Annotated in this window: 13 protein-coding genes; 4 read left to right on the forward strand and 9 right to left on the reverse strand. The window is 37.9% G+C overall.

The window, feature by feature from the left end; genetic code table 11:
• Positions 1 to 44 precede the first annotated feature (44 nt).
• The 4 genes from I6U49_RS07075 to I6U49_RS07090 form a co-directional block, all read right to left on the reverse strand.
• On the reverse strand, positions 45 to 839 hold the full coding sequence (locus I6U49_RS07075) for a TrmH family RNA methyltransferase (RefSeq protein WP_198628125.1): 795 nt from the start codon (positions 837 to 839) through the stop codon (positions 45 to 47).
• A 106-nt stretch (positions 840 to 945) separates the two neighbouring features.
• The gene (locus I6U49_RS07080) at positions 946 to 2,253 is read right to left on the reverse strand and encodes an amidohydrolase family protein (RefSeq protein ID WP_198628126.1); all 1,308 of its coding nucleotides are present in this window, start codon (positions 2,251 to 2,253) and stop codon (positions 946 to 948) included.
• Between the two features lie 11 nt (positions 2,254 to 2,264).
• Positions 2,265 to 5,261, reverse strand: a complete 2,997-nt coding sequence (locus I6U49_RS07085) for an amidohydrolase family protein (RefSeq protein ID WP_198628127.1) — start codon at positions 5,259 to 5,261, stop codon at positions 2,265 to 2,267.
• 386 nt (positions 5,262 to 5,647) lie between these two features.
• Positions 5,648 to 6,721 (reverse strand): DUF3810 domain-containing protein, encoded by a 1,074-nt coding sequence (locus tag I6U49_RS07090; protein WP_198628128.1) that lies wholly within the window; start codon positions 6,719 to 6,721, stop codon positions 5,648 to 5,650.
• Positions 6,722 to 6,866: 145 nt separating this feature from the next.
• Between I6U49_RS07090 and I6U49_RS07095 the strand changes: the two genes are divergently transcribed.
• A complete protein-coding gene (locus I6U49_RS07095) occupies positions 6,867 to 8,327 on the forward strand; it encodes an aminoacyl-histidine dipeptidase (protein ID WP_198628129.1) in 1,461 nt (486 codons plus the stop codon).
• Between the two features lie 209 nt (positions 8,328 to 8,536).
• Here I6U49_RS07095 and I6U49_RS07100 read toward each other — a convergent pair whose 3' ends face one another.
• From I6U49_RS07100 to I6U49_RS07110, 3 genes are read right to left on the reverse strand one after another with little or no spacing between them, the layout of a single operon-like run.
• Positions 8,537 to 9,658: a peptidylprolyl isomerase gene (locus I6U49_RS07100; protein WP_198628130.1), complete on the reverse strand. Its 1,122-nt coding sequence runs from the start codon at positions 9,656 to 9,658 to the stop codon at positions 8,537 to 8,539.
• Between the two features lie 44 nt (positions 9,659 to 9,702).
• The gene (gldI, locus tag I6U49_RS07105; protein WP_198628131.1) at positions 9,703 to 10,263 is read right to left on the reverse strand and encodes a gliding motility-associated peptidyl-prolyl isomerase GldI; all 561 of its coding nucleotides are present in this window, start codon (positions 10,261 to 10,263) and stop codon (positions 9,703 to 9,705) included.
• Complete coding sequence (locus I6U49_RS07110) at positions 10,260 to 11,273, reverse strand: DHH family phosphoesterase (RefSeq protein ID WP_198628132.1); 1,014 nt, start codon at positions 11,271 to 11,273, stop codon at positions 10,260 to 10,262. Before I6U49_RS07110 ends, gldI begins: the two co-directional genes overlap by 4 nt.
• 231 nt (positions 11,274 to 11,504) lie before the next feature.
• Here I6U49_RS07110 and I6U49_RS07115 point away from each other — a divergent pair, with 231 nt between their 5' ends.
• A complete protein-coding gene (locus I6U49_RS07115; RefSeq protein ID WP_198628133.1) occupies positions 11,505 to 12,545 on the forward strand; it encodes an alkaline phosphatase D family protein in 1,041 nt (346 codons plus the stop codon).
• Between the two features lie 115 nt (positions 12,546 to 12,660).
• A complete protein-coding gene (locus tag I6U49_RS07120; protein WP_193711791.1) occupies positions 12,661 to 13,080 on the forward strand; it encodes a nucleoside-diphosphate kinase in 420 nt (139 codons plus the stop codon).
• A gap of 148 nt (positions 13,081 to 13,228) precedes the next feature.
• Here the strand turns inward: I6U49_RS07120 and I6U49_RS07125 are convergent, their stop codons facing one another.
• Both I6U49_RS07125 and I6U49_RS07130 read right to left on the reverse strand, forming a co-directional pair.
• Complete coding sequence (locus I6U49_RS07125; protein ID WP_198628134.1) at positions 13,229 to 14,047, reverse strand: hypothetical protein; 819 nt, start codon at positions 14,045 to 14,047, stop codon at positions 13,229 to 13,231.
• Positions 14,048 to 14,208: 161 nt separating this feature from the next.
• Positions 14,209 to 16,350 (reverse strand): M3 family metallopeptidase, encoded by a 2,142-nt coding sequence (locus tag I6U49_RS07130; protein WP_198628135.1) that lies wholly within the window; start codon positions 16,348 to 16,350, stop codon positions 14,209 to 14,211.
• 179 nt (positions 16,351 to 16,529) lie between these two features.
• Between I6U49_RS07130 and azu the strand changes: the two genes are divergently transcribed.
• The gene (azu, locus tag I6U49_RS07135) at positions 16,530 to 17,072 is read left to right on the forward strand and encodes an azurin (RefSeq protein ID WP_198628136.1); all 543 of its coding nucleotides are present in this window, start codon (positions 16,530 to 16,532) and stop codon (positions 17,070 to 17,072) included.
• Positions 17,073 to 17,223: the final 151 nt, after the last annotated feature.

Below are 17,223 nucleotides of genomic sequence, written 5' to 3' on the forward strand. Positions count from 1 at the left end.
TTTAGTTTTAATGCTGAATTATACAATACAACCCCGGTTTCTCTTTAAAAACCGCGTTGTCTTTTGGCTTCAAAAATAAGTATTCCTGCAGCAACAGAAACATTCATAGAGTCAATTTCACCACTCATTGGAATAATTATGTTTTGCGTTGAATTTTTACGCCATTCTTCGCTTAAGCCTGTAGCTTCTGTACCAACTACAATGGCTGAAGCCCTGGTAAAGTCTATCGTATGATATGGCTTTGAGGCTTGCAATGCCGCAGCATATATAGAAATGTTATGTTGCTTTAAAAAAGCAATGATCTCTGAAGTGCTTCCGGTAGCAATTTTATTGGTGAATACACAGCCAACACTAGAGCGAATTATATTGGGATTGTATAAATCGGTTTTTGGGTTTGCAATAAAAACAGCATCTACTTTTGCAGCATCGGCAGTTCTTAAAATTGCGCCAATGTTTCCGGGCTTTTCTGGTGCTTCTGCGATAAGGATTAAAGGATTTTTTGTTTTGAATGTAATATCCTGAAGCCTGTTTTCCTTTGTTTTGAAAATAGCTAAAATACCTTCAGTACTACCTCTATATGCTATTTTTTCATAAACTTCAGCAGAAATTTCAGTAATAGGAACCTGGGATGAGTTTAGTTTTTCAACTTCCTTCAATTCAATTAAGCCGGGGCAAAAGTAAATAGCTTTTAAAGATAAGTTTCCTTTTATAGCCAGTGCTATCTCCCGTTGGCCTTCTACTAAAAAAACACCTTCTTTTCGGCGTAGCCTGGATTTTTCCTGCAATTGGAGTAGGTGCTTAACTTCCTTGTTCTGTGTGCTGCTTATTTGCTTAATCATAGGCGTAAAAATAGGGAGTTTAAACCTATTGCAAAGAAAAGAGGTTAACAAAAATACCTTTACTGGTAAAACTGTTAACCTCTTAATAAATTTCGGGAAATGCAGATTACTTACTTGCGCTCTCGTACTTCTTTTTATAACGCTCGTAAAGTTCGGTTTGGTGCGTATCTAAACTTACCTGGCGGCCCTGTATAAAAGCGTGGGTAAGAATATTTCCGCGCATATCTAAAGCGTCTCCTTCACTAATAAATAGGGTTGCTGTTTTTCCTTTTTCTAAAGTCCCAACCATATTATCTATTCCAAGAATTTTGGCGGTATTTGAAGTGATTAATTTAAGGGCTTCTTCTTTTCCCAAACCATAAGCACCGGTGGTTCCGGCATAAAATGGAAGGTTTCGAGTGTTCATTCGTTCCATGCTACCGCTACTTTCGAGGGCAACCAAAACCCCCTGGTTATGCAAAATACCCGCTAATTTATAAGGGAAATCATAATCATGGTCGTCACTGTTTGGAGTATCATGAGGCCGTTGTACCAAAACAGGAATATTATTTTCTTTTAGATCTTCAATAGCCTTATGGGCTTCATAACCCCCAACAATAACTAAATGCTCCAGTTTCTGGTCTTTTTTAAAGTCTATAACATCCAGAATTTCCTTTTTTGCGTTTACGTGAACATATACTCTTTTATCTCCGGTAAAAACATTTTTCATCGCTTCATACGCCAGATTGGTTTTTTGGTTGTTCCCGGCTAAATATGCTTTAGCTGAAGCAAAAAACTCTTCCAGTTTTAAGATTTTTTCCTGGTAGTCTTCGCTTACTTTTATTCCGGAATCTTCACCCGCCCACCAGCGGCCTCTGGTAAAGCTATCTGGCCAGTTAATATGCAAACCATCATCTTCTTTAATAACGGCGTCTTCCCAATTCCAGGCATCAAACTGTACAATAGAAGAAGTTCCCGAGATGCTCCCACCACGCGGAACAATTTGCCCCATTAGCACTCCATTTGGTCGCATGCTTTCCACAATTTTACTTTCGGCATTATAGGCAATTATACTTCTAATGTGCGGAAGCATAGAGCCTATTTCGTCCTCATCGTCTGTAGCGCGTACTGCATCAATTTCTACCAAACCTAAAGTAGCGTTGGGTGCAATAAAACCGGGGTAAACGTGCTTGCCTTCGGCTTCAATAATTCTCCCACGGTATTGCATTTTTGTTTCAGTGGCATCCATTACCTGGGTGATTTTCCCATCTTCAAAAATTATTAAACTATTTTCAATTATTTCTCCATTTCCAAGATGGGCGGTAGCCCCCACAATAGTTACTGCTTCGGTTTGTTTTGAAGCAGGGGTTTGCTGGGCAAAAGAATTTCCTATGCAGGCAAATAATGCTAGTAATATTAAATATTTCATCTTCATTCGTTCTTTTATTAATGTACTTCTTCTAATAAGTTACAGTGGATGTGTTGTTCTTCTTTTTTAGTCACCGGTTGCGTTTTTAAACCTTTGTTTTTGGCCTGCAGCATTTGGGTGATAATTTTGCTTCGTTGTTCCTGAATTTCTTCTCGTAATTCTTTGTCTTTCTCTATATCAAAGAAAACCTTTCCCTGAATAAGGGTTTTTTCAGCTTTAGCATATATAGATAATGGGTTGTCTGACCATAACACAAGATCGGCGTCTTTTCCTGTTTTTACACTTCCAACCCTATCGTCTATATGCAATAATTTTGCCGGGTTTAGGGTAACAAACTTCCAGGCATCTTCTTCAGAAACTCCGCCGTATTTTACAGATTTTGCGGCTTCCTGGTTGAGCCTTCTACTCATTTCGGCATCATCACTATTAATTGCTGTAACAATTCCCTGGCTGTGCATAATTGGTGCATTATACGGTATTGCATCATTCACTTCATATTTATAAGCCCACCAATCTGAAAAAGTAGAACCTCCCGCACCGTGTGCCTTCATTTTATCGGCTACTTTATAACCTTCCAGAATATGGGTGAAAGTATTGATTCTAAAATCAAAATTTTCGGCAACTTTCATCAACATATTAATCTCGCTTTGCACATAAGAGTGGGCTGATACAAAACGTTCGCTATTTAGAATTTCAACCAGCGTTTCCATTTCTAGATCTTTTCTAAAATCTTCGTCGTTATTTCTGGCTTCTTCATATTCTCTTGCCCTGGTAAAATAATCGGTAAAAACCTGTTCTACCCCCATACGGGTTTGCGGAAATCTGGAGCGGCTTCCCCAATTAGATTGCTTTACATTTTCCCCTAATGCGAATTTTATAAATTTAGGAGAATCTTCAAAAATTAAGTCTTCAGCGTTTTCCCCCCATTTTAACCTTAAAATAGCAGAACGCCCCCCAATAGGGTTTGCCGAACCGTGTAAAAGCTGAACGGTAGTTACCCCACCGGCAAGATTTCGGTAAATATTGATATCTGTAGGGTCTACAACGTCTTCCATACTAACTTCGGCAGTAGAATTATGCCCGGCTTCGTTAATGGCAGATGCTGCAATATGGGAATGCTCGTCTATAATTCCGGAGGTTAGGTGTTTTCCCGTGGCATCAATTACACGGGCGTTACCCGCGCGAAGATTTTGACCTATTTTCGAAATTTTCCCGTTTTTTACCAATACATCGGTATTTTCTATAATCCCTTCTTTTTCATTGGTCCAAACCGTGGCATTTTGAAAAAGAATAATTTCTTCTTTTGGCATTTCTGAAAAACCGTATGCTTTATTAGGAAAACTTACCGGCATAATTTCACGAAGTTCTTCTTCTTTAGCTTCTTCGTCGTCATTTTCTTCTACCTCTTCTGCTTCAGCGGTTTTAGTTGAAACTTCCTTAGTTGCGGTAAACCTGGTTTCAGAGCCATCACTTAGGTAAGCGGTTCCGGAAATTTCATTAGCATTTTCTCCAATTTTAGCTACCAAACGGGTAAATGCTGTTTTTGTAGTATCGGGCGAAGAAAGTAATAAATTCATCCAGTTATTGGAAAAACTAAGCTTTGCGCCCAATTTAGTGTCGTTAGACTTTATACTGGCTTTTGGCGCTTCCGGTTTGCCGGTTATGTTAAGTTTATAGTCTTTTCCTTCTAATTTAAGCTGGTAATTACCGGTAATATCGTTGGTTTTTATTTTGTTGATCACTGTTCTTTTTCCCTGGGTCCAGTTTTCGTAGATACTTGTTTCTTTATCAAAATAATCGCCCGAGGTAATGATAAAGTTTGCCCAGGCACCTTCTTTTAGAGTTCCCAAACGATTTTCTTCTCCAAGTATTTTTGCCGGGGTTGTGGTTAAAGCGGCAAGTGCATCTTCCTTATTTAAGCCATATTTAACCGCTTTTAATAAGTTGCTTCTAAAATCTTTTTCAACATTCAGGTCGTGTGTGGTTATAGTAAACGGAATGTCATTTTCGGCAAGCATTTTAAGGTTTGCCGGGGCCTGGTTCCAGGTTTTCATTTCCTCTAAGCTGAGATGTTCTGCCAGGAAAGGATCTTCTATATCGTAGGCATTCGGGAAATTTAAGGGAACAATAAATGTGCTTCCGGTTTCTTTAATTTCCTGCATGCGCTGGTATTCTTTACCATCGCCTAAAATCACATAATTTATGTTAAATTCTTTCCCTATTTTCCCTGCTCTTAAAGCATCAAGAAGATTATCGGTGGCAAAAATTTGGGTAAGATTTTTATTTCTGTTTAAAGCTTCCAAAGCCAAGTCTTTGTTCTCAGACTTTCCCTTTTCGTACCAATTGGCATCCAAATATGCCTGCCTAATTAAAGCCATTGCCCCCATAGTAGAGGTAGGATAAGATTGGTGGGACAATTTACTTTTATCGAAAGAAAGGTATTGCGCCGAACGATCTTTTAAAATTCGTTCTCCTTCGCTGCCGGCAGGGTTTAGGGCTACCAACATTCCTGTTCCCCGAATAATACCATCTGGTACGTGGGTGTTTACTACTCCAAACCCGGCTTTATGCAGGGAAGTAGCAGCTTTATCATCATAACTAAAAACTTCTACGGCCTTAGTTTCTGGTCTAATATGATCGTTCCAATAGTAGCCTTCACGACTAGCTTGGTATTGAGGCTGGCCATTACTTCTTTGAGCTGTTTTAAGCTCTTTTACGCCAAAACTGCTGTAAAGGTCAATAAAGGAAGGATATACTTCGTTTCCTTCCAGGTCTATCACAATACTGTTTGTAGGTTCTTTAACCGATTTACCTATGGCGGTGATTTTGCCATCTTTTACAACAAAACTTCCGTTTTCAATAATTTCCTGCGGACTTACGTGAATCTTTGCATTTTTAAATACGGTGTAATTGGTTTGAGGATTTTTCACCCCATCGTTTTTGGGGAAGTATTCCTGGGCTTTACTTTGCAAACTTGCCAGAAACACCAGACATAGTAAAAGTCTTAATTTCATAAATTTTAGTTGAATTAAATGTGGTTTTGCACTTAAGAGGGGGAAATTAAGAAAATTATAACTAAGCTGAAATTTGTTTTGAAAATTAGTTGAGATTTCATTGGCACCGCCAAAGGGTGTAATATCCCGAGGCTTGCCTCAAAATTAAAAATCTGTTTCCAACGAATGCCCCGTGGCCTTACCCCGAGGTAGTTTATTGATGCCTTTTTTTTCTCAGTAAATCAAAATCATGAATAATTGGTCATGATAAACTTGTTTCAGCATCTAACACGAACAGTCTATGCTTTTAAGCCCACCGAATAAATTTCGGGGTTGAGGTTTAAATTTTAGAATATGACTGTTCGAGGATATTAAATTTATTTTCTCAATCCTAAATAATGAATAGGTTAAAGACTATTTTTTTCTTCTGAAAAATAATTAACCAGCAAGGCGACTACATAACTATAGCTTTTCATCCCGTCTGCCTGGTTATTTACTATTAAAAAACGATTGTAAAAAGCCTGAAACAAAGGTTCAAACGGATTTTGATGGGCAAGCCAAAAATCTTCTACTTCCCGGTAATTTTTTAAAATCCCCACATTCATTTTTGCTTTTAAGATTTCAAATTTATCGGGATCCCTACGGTAAAGTTCACTTAAACAGTAGCGTAAGGCAAAGGTGTAGCCCGAATACCTAAAATAAGCATCGGGGTGATTCATAGTGCTTAAACAGGCTATAAAATTGGCCTCGTTTTCTTTCGCAAAACCTAATTGATGACCAATTTCGTGACTTGCGGTGGTAGGAATTTTATAGGGTACAATTTGCGTGTTTACCTGGGCTTCCCCGGTTAATGGATTCAGATAGCCATTAAAACCCATATACGAAAGCGGAATACTGTATAAGGAGCGTTTTAGGGATTCTCCTTTGTAGGTGAGTTCAGGATAAGTCTTGCTAATATTAGTAAAACCTGTTATTGTTTTTGCAAAGATTTCATCTTTAGAATAGGGAATCACTACACTTACAGAATCATTATCTGCAAGTTGTTGGTGAAGTTTGTTAGATTCGGTAATTAAAATTTCAGAAAGTGAATAAAGCTCTTCGGTAGTATAGTTATTTTCAATTTTTAAAGTTTTGTGAAGGGGTAATCGGTAGTAATTAAATCCCCAAAAAATATGAAAGCAGGCATACACTAAAGATAAAACTGCCATGGTATCTATTACCCAAAATCTAGGGTTTCTAAATTTTTGTTGAAAACGCCTAGTAAGCCAGCGAATTATTAAAATTCCGAAGAAGGTATACAGAAGGTCACCAAGCGAAAAGGGTAAAAAGCCGTGCCCATATCGCATTAATTTAGAGATTTTAGGATAAATAAGGTTGCTGTACCAGTTTTCAACCAACTCGGGATAGCCACCCAGGAAAAAGATAAAAATTACCTGTAGCGGAAGCAAAAATGCTAAAATATAAAGTCCTTTTTTCTTCACGATTTAAAAATACAATAATTACTCAGCCTGGTTTAAAAATCTTAATCAACTCAGCCTGTATTGGTTAAATTAGTTTTAAAAAGCCGGGAAATTTTCCTTCTTTGTTAATAACCAATACCTTTGTGAAAGACCAAAATATAAAACAATGAGCGAAGAAATAAGGGAATTAGAACCAAAAATCTTATGGAATAAATTTGCCGATCTAAACGAAGTGCCACGACCTTCAAAGAAAGAAGAGCGGGTTATTGAGTTTATGAAAAAATTTGGGAACAATCTTAGCCTGGAGACCCTGGTAGATGAAACCGGAAATGTAGTGATTAAAAAACCGGCCACTGCAGGGATGGAAGATAGAAAACCAATTGTTTTGCAGGCGCACTTAGATATGGTGCACCAAAAAAATAACGATACCGACTTTGATTTTGAAAACAACGGTATTAACATGTATGTAGATGGCGATTGGGTGAAAGCAAAGGGCACAACCCTGGGGGCCGATAATGGCCTGGGAGTTGCCAGTATGATGGCTATTTTAGAAAGTAAGGAGATTGAGCACCCGGCCATTGAAGCCTTGTTTACCATAGACGAGGAAACAGGGATGACGGGAGCTAAAGGTTTAGACCCTAATTTACTTGAAGGGGAAATCCTTTTAAACCTGGACACCGAAGAAGATGATGAAATAGGTATTGGATGTGCCGGGGGAGTAGATATTACCGCAGTTAGAGATTATGAAGAAGAGCATACCCCAGACAATTCGGTGGGATACCTTATTAAAGTAAAAGGTTTACAAGGTGGGCACTCCGGAATGGATATTATAAAAGGCCTGGCCAATGCCAATAAAATTATGGCTCGTGTACTTTTTGATTCGAACCGCGATTTTGGTTTACGTGTGGCCGGTATTAGTGGCGGGGGATTAAGAAATGCTATTCCGCGTGAAAGCGAGGCGGTTGTAGTGGTAGATAAATCGAATACCGAAACTTTTCTAACAGAAATTATACAACAGGTGCGGGAGATTAAAGCTGAATTTGCTTCTCTGGAACCTAATATGGATATTGAAATTTCTGAAACTGAAGTTCCTAACAAGGTTATGAAGGTAGAAGACCAGCAAGAAGTGGTTAAGGCGATTTCAGCGGCACATAATGGTGTTTATAGAATGAGCCCCGATATTGAAGGTTTGGTAGAAGCTTCTAATAACATTGCCAGCGTTAAGGTAGAAGACGGAAAGGTGAAAATTAATTGCTTAACAAGATCATCGGTAGAATCTTCTAAAAACGATTTGGCCAATAGTTTGGAGGCTACGTTCGAGTTGGCGAAGTTTAAAGTAAAACTTTCAGGAGAATATCCCGGGTGGGCACCAAACCCTAATTCTGCTATTTTAAAAGTAGTAGACGAGTTATACCAAAAACTGCATAACGAAAAAGCAGATGTGGCAGCCTGTCACGCCGGACTTGAATGCGGAATAATTGGAAACCATTACCCCGGGATGGATATGATTTCCTTTGGGCCTACCATTAGAGGAGCACATTCACCCGATGAAAGGGCAAGTATTTCTTCAGCCCAGAAATATTGGAAATTTTTACTTGAAGTGTTAAAAAATATCCCGAATAAATAATTCGGGATTACAGTAAATTACCTCCGGGGAGGTTTAAGAGATATTAAATCTCGATTACTGAGTAAATAAAAAGGCTGTTTGATTATTAATCTTTCGTCATCCTGAACTGGTTTCAGGATCTAGTTTCAATGAAAATTAGAAGCTGAAATAAATTCAGCTTGACGTTAAGAAATAATATCAAACAGCCTTTTTTATATTCAATAAGGAAATTATTCCTTAATGCTTTCCAGCTTTACCCTAAATACAAGGTTGGTGTTAGGAGGAATTACTCCGCCGGCACCACGCTCACCGTAACCTAAATGGCTGGGGATATAAAGCAAGGCCTGGTCTCCTACACTCATTTGTTGTACTCCTTCTTTAAATCCGGGGATCATAGGTGCATCGGGGCCATAAACGATAGCCATAGGTCCATAACCGCCCTGGGCCTCACGATTAGGATTGAAAAGCCCCATTTCTTTGGCCAATTCTTTTTTACTGGTGTCAAAAATATCACCATCTTCAAAATAGCCCTCGTATGAAACCATTACCATTTGGCCGGTTTCAGGTTTTTCGCCCTCTCCTTTTTCTTCAAAATAAATTTGAAGTCCGCTGTCTAAAGCTTTAGCTTCATCTTTATGGCTTTCAAAGGTTTTGGCCATTTCTTCTTTTGCTTCCTGGCGCTTTTTAGCTTCAGCGTCTTCTTTCTCTTTTATGGCTTGCAACTCATCTTCAAAGACTTTAGGTGCTTCAAAATTTTTGGCATCTTTACCTTTTCTAATGATATTAACCTCTTCCATAGTTACCGTTTTAATAGGTTTGTCCTGTGGGCCGGTTTCAACTTTACCAATAGAATCTACAACATCCTGGCCTTTTACAATTTTACCAAAAACGGTATGTCTTCCATCTAAGTTTTGGGTAGGGGCAAGAGTTACAAAAAACTGACTCCCATTGGTGCCGGGGCCTGCGTTGGCCATAGAAAGTATACCTTTAGAGTCGTGGCTTAAACTGTCTACAATTTCATCTGGAAATTTATAACCTGGGCCTCCGCTACCGGTTCCGGTTGGATCCCCACCCTGAATAACAAAGCCGTCTATAATTCTGTGAAATGTAAGTCCGTTGTAATAGTTTTTTCCTTTGTAGGTACTGTCTACCATTTTGTTGGTACCCTCGGCAAGGGAAACAAAACTCGAAACGGTAATAGGGGTTTCCTCGTAAAAGAGCTCGGCTACAAAGGTTCCGTAATTTGTTTTAAATTCGGCATACATCCCATCTTCTAGTTCGGGATATTCGTCGTTACAGGCAAACATGGTAAATACCATGGCAAAAAGTAGTAAAAATTTACTGGTTCTCATTTAGTGTAAAAATTAAAAAGGCCTCCTATGGCCCTGGGTTTAACTTATCGTTGATTTTGGTTTTCTTCTTTTTCTATAATTTTATTCAAGGTTACTTTAGTTTGTAAGGGCCAATTAGTACCTATCTTGTTTTTATCTCCATAATAACCATATGCTTTATAGGAAGGGAAAAGAAACGTAATTGTTTCTCCTTCCTGCATCAGTTTAAGCCCCTGTCTTAAACCGCTAAATAGTTTTTCCTGATCTATGGCATAGGTTCTGGTAGCTTTTTCCCCTTCGGCATAAATTACCTGTCCGTCTAATGTTTTGATGCTATAATCGAAGCTTACAACATCCCCAAATTCAGGTTTTAGCGTATTGGCAGTATCTTTATTTTTTTTATTGTAGGTATACCAAAAACCATCGGGCGAAGATTGGTATTCCCGGGTAGAATCGGCAGCAATTACAGCCTCAATTTGTGCTACTTCCTTTTCCAGAAGTTCCTGGTTTTTAGCGATAGATTCACTAATGTGCGAGCCAGATTTTTGTATGACCGGATATCTTGCTTCCGGAGACTTACAGGCTGCCAGAGCTATAATAGTTATAAGAATTAAAGTTTTTTTCATCCTTGTAATTCTTTATAATCGGGCAGGATATTATTTAATTTGGTAATGGTGTCTTCCATAGAAAGTTCACTTTTACCACCTGCGGCATTGTTGTGCCCTCCGCCTTCAAAATGTGCGCGGGCAAATTCATTTACATTAAAATCGCCCTTAGACCTAAAGGAAATTTTAATGATGCCCTCTTGTTTATTTTCAATAAAAATAAGGGCAAAAATAACATCTTCTATCGCCAACCCATAATTTACAAAACCTTCTGTATCTCCCTTCTGAAAATTATGTTTATCCAGTTCTTCCTGAGATAAAGTGATATAAGCCGTTTTATAGTTGTGCTTTACACGAAGGTTCTGCAAAGCGGTTCCTAAAAGCTGAAGCCTACTTTCATTAAAAGTATCAAAAATATTATTGTGTATTTCGTGGTTAACGGCCCCTTTGTCTATAAGTTTAGCTATTACACGATGTGTCTCTGAACTGGTGGCACTAAACCTAAACGAACCGGTATCGGTCATAATCCCTGCATAGAGACAGGTGGCAATTTCAGGGGTGATTTTTTCTACAGCGCGTAGTTTATTTATAAAATGGTACACCATTTCGCAGGTAGAACTCATTTCGGCATCGCTGTAGGTATAGTTGGCAAAATCTGATGGTTCCCTATGATGGTCTATCATTATAAAAACCGCTTGTGAAGCAGTTAAAATATCCTGCATATCACCAGAGCGGTTTAAGTGATTAAAATCTAGCGCAAAAACAATATCTGCATCACTTATAAGCTTGTCTGCATTTTCTTTATCTTTTTCATAAATCATTACCTCTTCATTTCCCGGCAACCATTTTAAAAACTTCGGATATTCATTGGGCGCAATCACATCTACCTGGTGCCCTTTGTTTTTTAAAAAATGCATAAGCCCTAAAGACGAGCCTATGGCATCACCATCGGGGCCTTTATGGGGTACAATAACTATATTTCGCGCCTCTGAAAGTTCGGCGGTGATTTCTAAAATTGCTTGTTCTATCATAATTGTAAAATAAAATACCCTGAAACAATTCTACAAGGTATTAAGGAAAAAAAATAATCTTTCTTCAATAATGAAGGTTTAAATACTTTGTGGCTTACCAGGAAATCTAATTTTTTAGTACCTAATACGATTGCCACGAGGTGATTTTTTGTAATAGCCAATAAATATACAATTTATTAATACCGGCTTACTAAAGCAATCTTTATTTTTGCAATTCACAAATCAACAAAAATGAAAGGAATAATCTCAATCTTAATTAGCTTTTTTCTATTGGTTTCTTGCGGAAGCAATTCCAAATCTTCCCAAAATGGAAAGGAAAGCGCCACTGAAAGCTGCGATTATATAATTGCTTTTGGAAGTTGCAACCGGCAGGATAAACCACAGCCACTTTGGAACGCGATACTGCAGGAAAGTCCGGACCTGTTTCTTTGGGGCGGAGATAATATTTATGCTGATACCGAAGACATGACTAAAATGGAAGCCGATTATGAAAAGCAGAAAAATAATGAAGGCTACCAAAACTTAATTGAAACCACGCCGGTTTTAGGCACCTGGGACGATCACGACTATGGTAAAAACGATGGTGGCCGTGAATGGGAATATAAAAAGGAAAGTCAGCAGTTGTTTCTCGATTTCTTTGATGTATCAAAGAGTGATCCTCGTCGTGAAAGAGAAGGGGTGTATCACGCTAAAGATTTTAAGGAAGACGGCAAAACTATAAAAGTAATTGTTTTGGATACCCGGTATTTTAGGTCGCCCTTAGAAGCTAGTGAGAAACCGGGCCAACGCTATAAAATTAACTATGAAGGAACTATTTTGGGTGAAAAGCAATGGAATTGGTTGCAACAGGAATTGAATAACAGTACTGCCAATTATAATTTAATATTAGGATCTATTCAGGTGCTTTCTGGAGAACATGGCTTTGAGACCTGGGCTAATTTCCCGGCAGAAGTAGAAAAATTGGAAAAGCTTATAGAAACTTCTAAAGCTAAAAATGTAATTCTGCTTAGTGGCGACAGGCATATTTCAGAGTTTTCAGAAAAGAAAATAAACGGATTGGATTATCCGCTGGTAGATTTTACCTCTAGCGGGTTAACGCATTCTTATACTGATTTTAGTGGAGAGCCCAACCAATACAGAGTAGGAGAGGTGGTAAGCGATTTAAGTTATGGTTTGCTGAAGTTTAATTTTGCTTCAGGTGAAGTTAAGATGGAAATGCGCGGCGTTGGAAATAAACTTCAGCAAGAATATTTAGTAAAGTATAAAGATTAACAAACAATAACTTTAATGATGCAGCTGCCTGAAAGCTAAAAGCATATAAAATAGAAAGGAACTTGTAAATGCAGCTTATTTATTTATTTTTGCCAAAATTTTAAAAAACCAAACAATGGCAGGAAAAAGAACATTCACCATGATAAAGCCCGATGCAGTTGAAGCCGGGAATGTAGGTGCAATATTAGAACAAATAACCAGTTCAGGCTTTAGAATTGTAGCTTTGAAAATGACTCAAATGACTACCGCTGATGCTCAGGAGTTTTATGCAGTACATAACGAGCGTCCTTTCTTTGGGGAGTTGGTAGAGTTTATGACTCGCGGGCCAATCGTATCGGCTGTGTTAGAAAAAGAAAATGCCGTAGAAGATTTTAGAGCTTTAATAGGAGCGACAAATCCGGAAGATGCTGCTGAGGGAACTATAAGAAAAAAATACGCGAAATCTGTTGGTGAAAACGCTGTTCACGGAAGTGATAGCGACGAAAACGCACAGATTGAAGCTGCTTTCCACTTCTCTGGTAGAGAGATGTTCTAAGCAGAACTTTTTAAGTAACATAAAAAGCCATCAGTTATTCGCTGATGGCTTTTTTGTTAAATCTAAGTGAAAAAGATTTTATTGGCATCACCAATATGGTATAATACTCCGAGGTAGTTTACCAGTAATGCATTAAGTGGTTAAAAAATTATCTCGGTTGGGCATAAATTTGGTTATCTATTACAAAATTATTGCCAGTTTCTACCTCGTCTTTAAATAGCACAATTTTATTTTTTGCTGTCAGCCAAATATGTTGCGGTTTTTTATCTTCTAAAGGAACTGTAAAGTGTTTTTTGTAAATTTGTTTTAAATCTTGTGTCTCAGAATAAGAATATTGAGGGCTGGCGTATAGCTCTACCATGTACTTATATAAGTAGGTCTCCTTTTCGTTTTCTATAAGTTTTTTATTTACAAGATCATAATAATCTATATTTTCCCAGTAGTTATTTAAAACTACAAGCGGGAGAGAATCTTCAAGTTTTTGAAAAATACCTAGAGTGTTGTTGCTTAGTAAATTAATGTAACCCGTATTTGAAACCTGAGAAAAAGAATTCCAATTTACGTTTAAAAAATCCTTCTCATTTTTAACTTCTATAGGTATTGCTTTTTCAGTTATAATGCTTCCTTGCTTGTATCCAATTAGTGTTGCATCATATTGCTTAGGTAAATAGAAGCTATGAGACCACTTATAGGAGAGGCTATTTTTTTCAAAAACTGTAAAGCTGCCATATAATCCTTCAACTTTAAAAATTATGGAGTCATATTTTCTGGAGAAATCCAGTTTAGTAACTTCTTTGCTACTAACAGGAATTATTTCGAATGTAAATAGATCTAAAATATTACCCTTAGTCATATTGGCAGTAAACTTAAAGTCAAATTTATTATTTAAATCATCAGTCTCTTCTTCTTTGGTACACGAAATCACTAAGAGTATTAGGAGTGAAAATGTAATTCTTTTTAATATCATATAAGTTTTTATGAGGATAGACTAAAATTTTCTGTGGTTACTTACTACATTTTTTTAGCCTATTTTATTTAAGCTATTGAAAGCTTATATTAAATATTACGGTATAACAATAGAACATAATACTCCGGGTAACCCGAAGTATTATGTGGGAATATATAAGTTTAATTAGGAACCGGGAAACCACGATCACGCATTAATGCATCAATCTTTGCATCTCTACCTCTAAACTTTCGGTAAGCTTCAGCGGGGTCCATGGCATTTCTTGGGGCAAAAAGATATTTTACCAATTTTTCGGCAAGGGTTGCATCATAAAATCCGCCGGGAGCTTCTGCAAAAGCTTCAGAAGCATCAGAGGTTAATACGTCTGCCCATAAATAGCCGTAATACCCGGTAGCATAACCTTCCCCTGAAAAAACGTGTCCAAAATGTGGAGAACGGTGTCTCATTACTATCTCATCTGGCATTCCCAATGCGTCAAGGGTTTCTTTTTCAAATTGTTTAGGTTCGATTTTTTCGGGATCTGTAGTATGATATTTCATATCCATTAAAGCCGAAGCTAAAAACTCGGTGGTCGCAAAGCCCTGGTTAAAAGTGGCTGCTTTTTTAATTTTAGCTACCAGTTCGTCTGGAATTACCTCTCCGGTTTCGTGATGTTTTAAATAACGATTTATCACTTTATCTGTAGATAACCAACGTTCTAACAACTGCGATTGAAATTCTGTATAATCACGAACGCCGCTGTTTAAGGTTGGATATTTAATATCTGCTGCTAAGAAGTGCAAGGCGTGTCCAAATTCGTGGAAAAACGTTTCGGCATCGTCCCAGGAAACCAAAACGGGTTCACCGGGAGCCGGTTTTATAAAGTTAGAATTGTTAGATGCCAATACGGGTTTTGCACCTTCTAATTCAGAATAGCTTCTATAAGTAGTTGCCCAGGCACCTGAACGTTTTCCCTGGCGGGCAAAAGGATCTAAATACCAAAGTCCAATAAGTTCCCCCGAATCTTTATCGGTCACTTCCCAAACTTTTACATCTTCGTGGAACACAGGAACACTTCCTTCTTCCACAGGTTTAAAATCAAAATTAAAAAGTTCTCCTGCGGTAAAGAATAAAGCCTGGGTAAGGTTACCTAATTCAAGGTATTGTTTTACTTCTTCACTGTCCAGGTCGTATTTCTCTTTCCTTACTTTTTCGGCATAATAGCGATAATCCCAGGGCTTAATGGTAATATTAGCGCCTTCACGATCGGCAACCGCTTGCATATCTTTTACTTCCTCTTCAACACGGGCAAGAGCGGCCGGCCAAACTGCTTCCATAAGCTCCATCGCATTTTCAGGGTTTTTTGCCATGCGGTTTTGTAATCGCCATTGGGCAAAATTATCGTAGCCTAACAACTCTACACGTTCGTCACGAAGTTTCAGGATCTTTTTTATAACTTCATTATTATCAAATTCATCATTATTGTCTCCACGCGAATAATAATTACGCCATACTTGTTCCCTTAATTCACGTTCATCTGAATAGGTTAAAAAAGGATCCATGGAAGAGCGCGTGTTGGTTACGGCATATTTTCCGCTTTCACCATTGGCTTCAGCCGTGCTGGCCGCAGCTTTAATATAAGATTCCGGAAGTCCGCTAAGTTGATCTTCGGTTAAATAAACAATGTAATTTTCCTCTTCGGCAAGAACATTATTAGAGAACTTGGTATAAAGTTCAGACAGCTCTTTGTTTATTTCAGCATAACGCGCTTTGTCTTCTTTATTTAAATTGGCACCTTCCATAGCAAACTCTTCGTAAATAAGGTCAATTACACGTTGCTCGGGAGCCGGTAGCGGATTTTCCTGTGAATTTTCATAAACTGTTTTAATCCTTTCAAATAGGGCGGTGTTTTGAGAAATCTTAGAACTGTATTCAGAAATTTCGGGAGAGAGTTCCCGTTGTACTTCCCTGAATTCGGGACTGGAAATATTGCTGCTAAAAATCCCATAGTAGGTGAATACCCGGCTTAAAAGATCGCCAGAATCTTCAAACGGCACAATGGTATTTGCAAAAGTTGCCGGTTCGGGATTTTGGGTAATTTTATCAATTTCGGCAAGATGTGCGTCCATGGCTTTAAGCATTGCCGGTTTTACCAGCTCTACTTTCATTTTATCGAAAGCCGGAACCCCTGCATAGGGGCCGCTCCACTCAGCAAGTAAAATATTATCCATAGTGTTTGTTGCTTGATTTTGTTCCTGAGAATTAGCCTGAAGTCCTGCAACCAAAGCAAATACTCCCAGGCTTTTTATAATTCTTTTTTTCATGGATTGTGGTTTTAATTTTAATGTATGAAGATAAGTGATTTTGATAAAATAATGACTCCTGTAATCCCGGTATTTCTTATTGATTTCATAAAAAACCTGAATGTTTATATTAGCTACTAAAATTAAATTATCTTTGAAGTAGAACATAAAAACGAAATACAAATATTAAAAAATTAGGAATGAGATTTTTAAGCAAAACTGTTTTGATTTTAGGAGCCGTGGCAATGATTGCATGTGGTGATAAGAAAGAAGAAAAAGAAGATAAAATAACTATTGGAGACGGTGCCAGCCCAAAATCTGAAACTACTACTAAAGAAGCTTCATCAAGCAGTGATGCTGCCGATGCAGATGTAGTAGAGGTAAGTATTGAGGGGAATGACCAAATGCGTTTTAATAAAGACGAAATTAAGGTAAAAGCCGGGCAAACCGTTAGGCTTACTTTAAAGCATGTGGGAGAGATGGAAAAAAGCGTTATGGGGCACAATTGGGTATTGTTAACTCAGGGAACGGTAATTAACGAATTTGGACAGAAAGCGGTTCAGGCCAAGGATAACGATTATATTCCTGAAGGAACAGATGCTGTTATTGCACATACCAAAATGATTGGTGGCGGGGAAGAAGTAACCATTGAGTTTGAAGCTCCCGCTGCCGGAGAATACGACTTTATTTGTAGTTTTCCTGGTCACTATTCTGTGATGAAAGGTAAATTTATTGTAGAGTAACAATACTTCTATAAAGTTCTTGCAATGCCTTTACTATGGAAGAAATTCCTGGGTAAAGGCATTTTTTTGTGTCCTGATTTTTAATTTTTCAGTTTTGTATTAAATCTTTTTGTTTTAAAAATCAATAAAACTTCAATTTTATAAGCTAAAA

This window comes from Salegentibacter maritimus (genome assembly GCF_016236915.1).
GTDB classification, from domain to species: domain Bacteria; phylum Bacteroidota; class Bacteroidia; order Flavobacteriales; family Flavobacteriaceae; genus Salegentibacter; species Salegentibacter maritimus.

Bases quoted from the DNA above. Each gene is read 5' to 3' on its own strand.
- I6U49_RS07075 (WP_198628125.1), bottom strand. From the start codon at position 839: ATGATTAAGCAAATAAGCAGCACACAGAACAAGGAAGTTAAGCACCTA.
- I6U49_RS07080 (WP_198628126.1), bottom strand. From the start codon at position 2,253: ATGAAGATGAAATATTTAATATTACTAGCATTATTTGCCTGCATAGGA.
- I6U49_RS07085 (WP_198628127.1), bottom strand. From the start codon at position 5,261: ATGAAATTAAGACTTTTACTATGTCTGGTGTTTCTGGCAAGTTTGCAA.
- I6U49_RS07095 (WP_198628129.1), top strand. From the start codon at position 6,867: ATGAGCGAAGAAATAAGGGAATTAGAACCAAAAATCTTATGGAATAAA.
- I6U49_RS07100 (WP_198628130.1), bottom strand. From the start codon at position 9,658: ATGAGAACCAGTAAATTTTTACTACTTTTTGCCATGGTATTTACCATG.
- gldI (WP_198628131.1), bottom strand. From the start codon at position 10,263: ATGAAAAAAACTTTAATTCTTATAACTATTATAGCTCTGGCAGCCTGT.
- I6U49_RS07110 (WP_198628132.1), bottom strand. From the start codon at position 11,273: ATGATAGAACAAGCAATTTTAGAAATCACCGCCGAACTTTCAGAGGCG.
- I6U49_RS07115 (WP_198628133.1), top strand. From the start codon at position 11,505: ATGAAAGGAATAATCTCAATCTTAATTAGCTTTTTTCTATTGGTTTCT.
- I6U49_RS07120 (WP_193711791.1), top strand. From the start codon at position 12,661: ATGGCAGGAAAAAGAACATTCACCATGATAAAGCCCGATGCAGTTGAA.
- I6U49_RS07125 (WP_198628134.1), bottom strand. From the start codon at position 14,047: ATGATATTAAAAAGAATTACATTTTCACTCCTAATACTCTTAGTGATT.
- I6U49_RS07130 (WP_198628135.1), bottom strand. From the start codon at position 16,350: ATGAAAAAAAGAATTATAAAAAGCCTGGGAGTATTTGCTTTGGTTGCA.
- azu (WP_198628136.1), top strand. From the start codon at position 16,530: ATGAGATTTTTAAGCAAAACTGTTTTGATTTTAGGAGCCGTGGCAATG.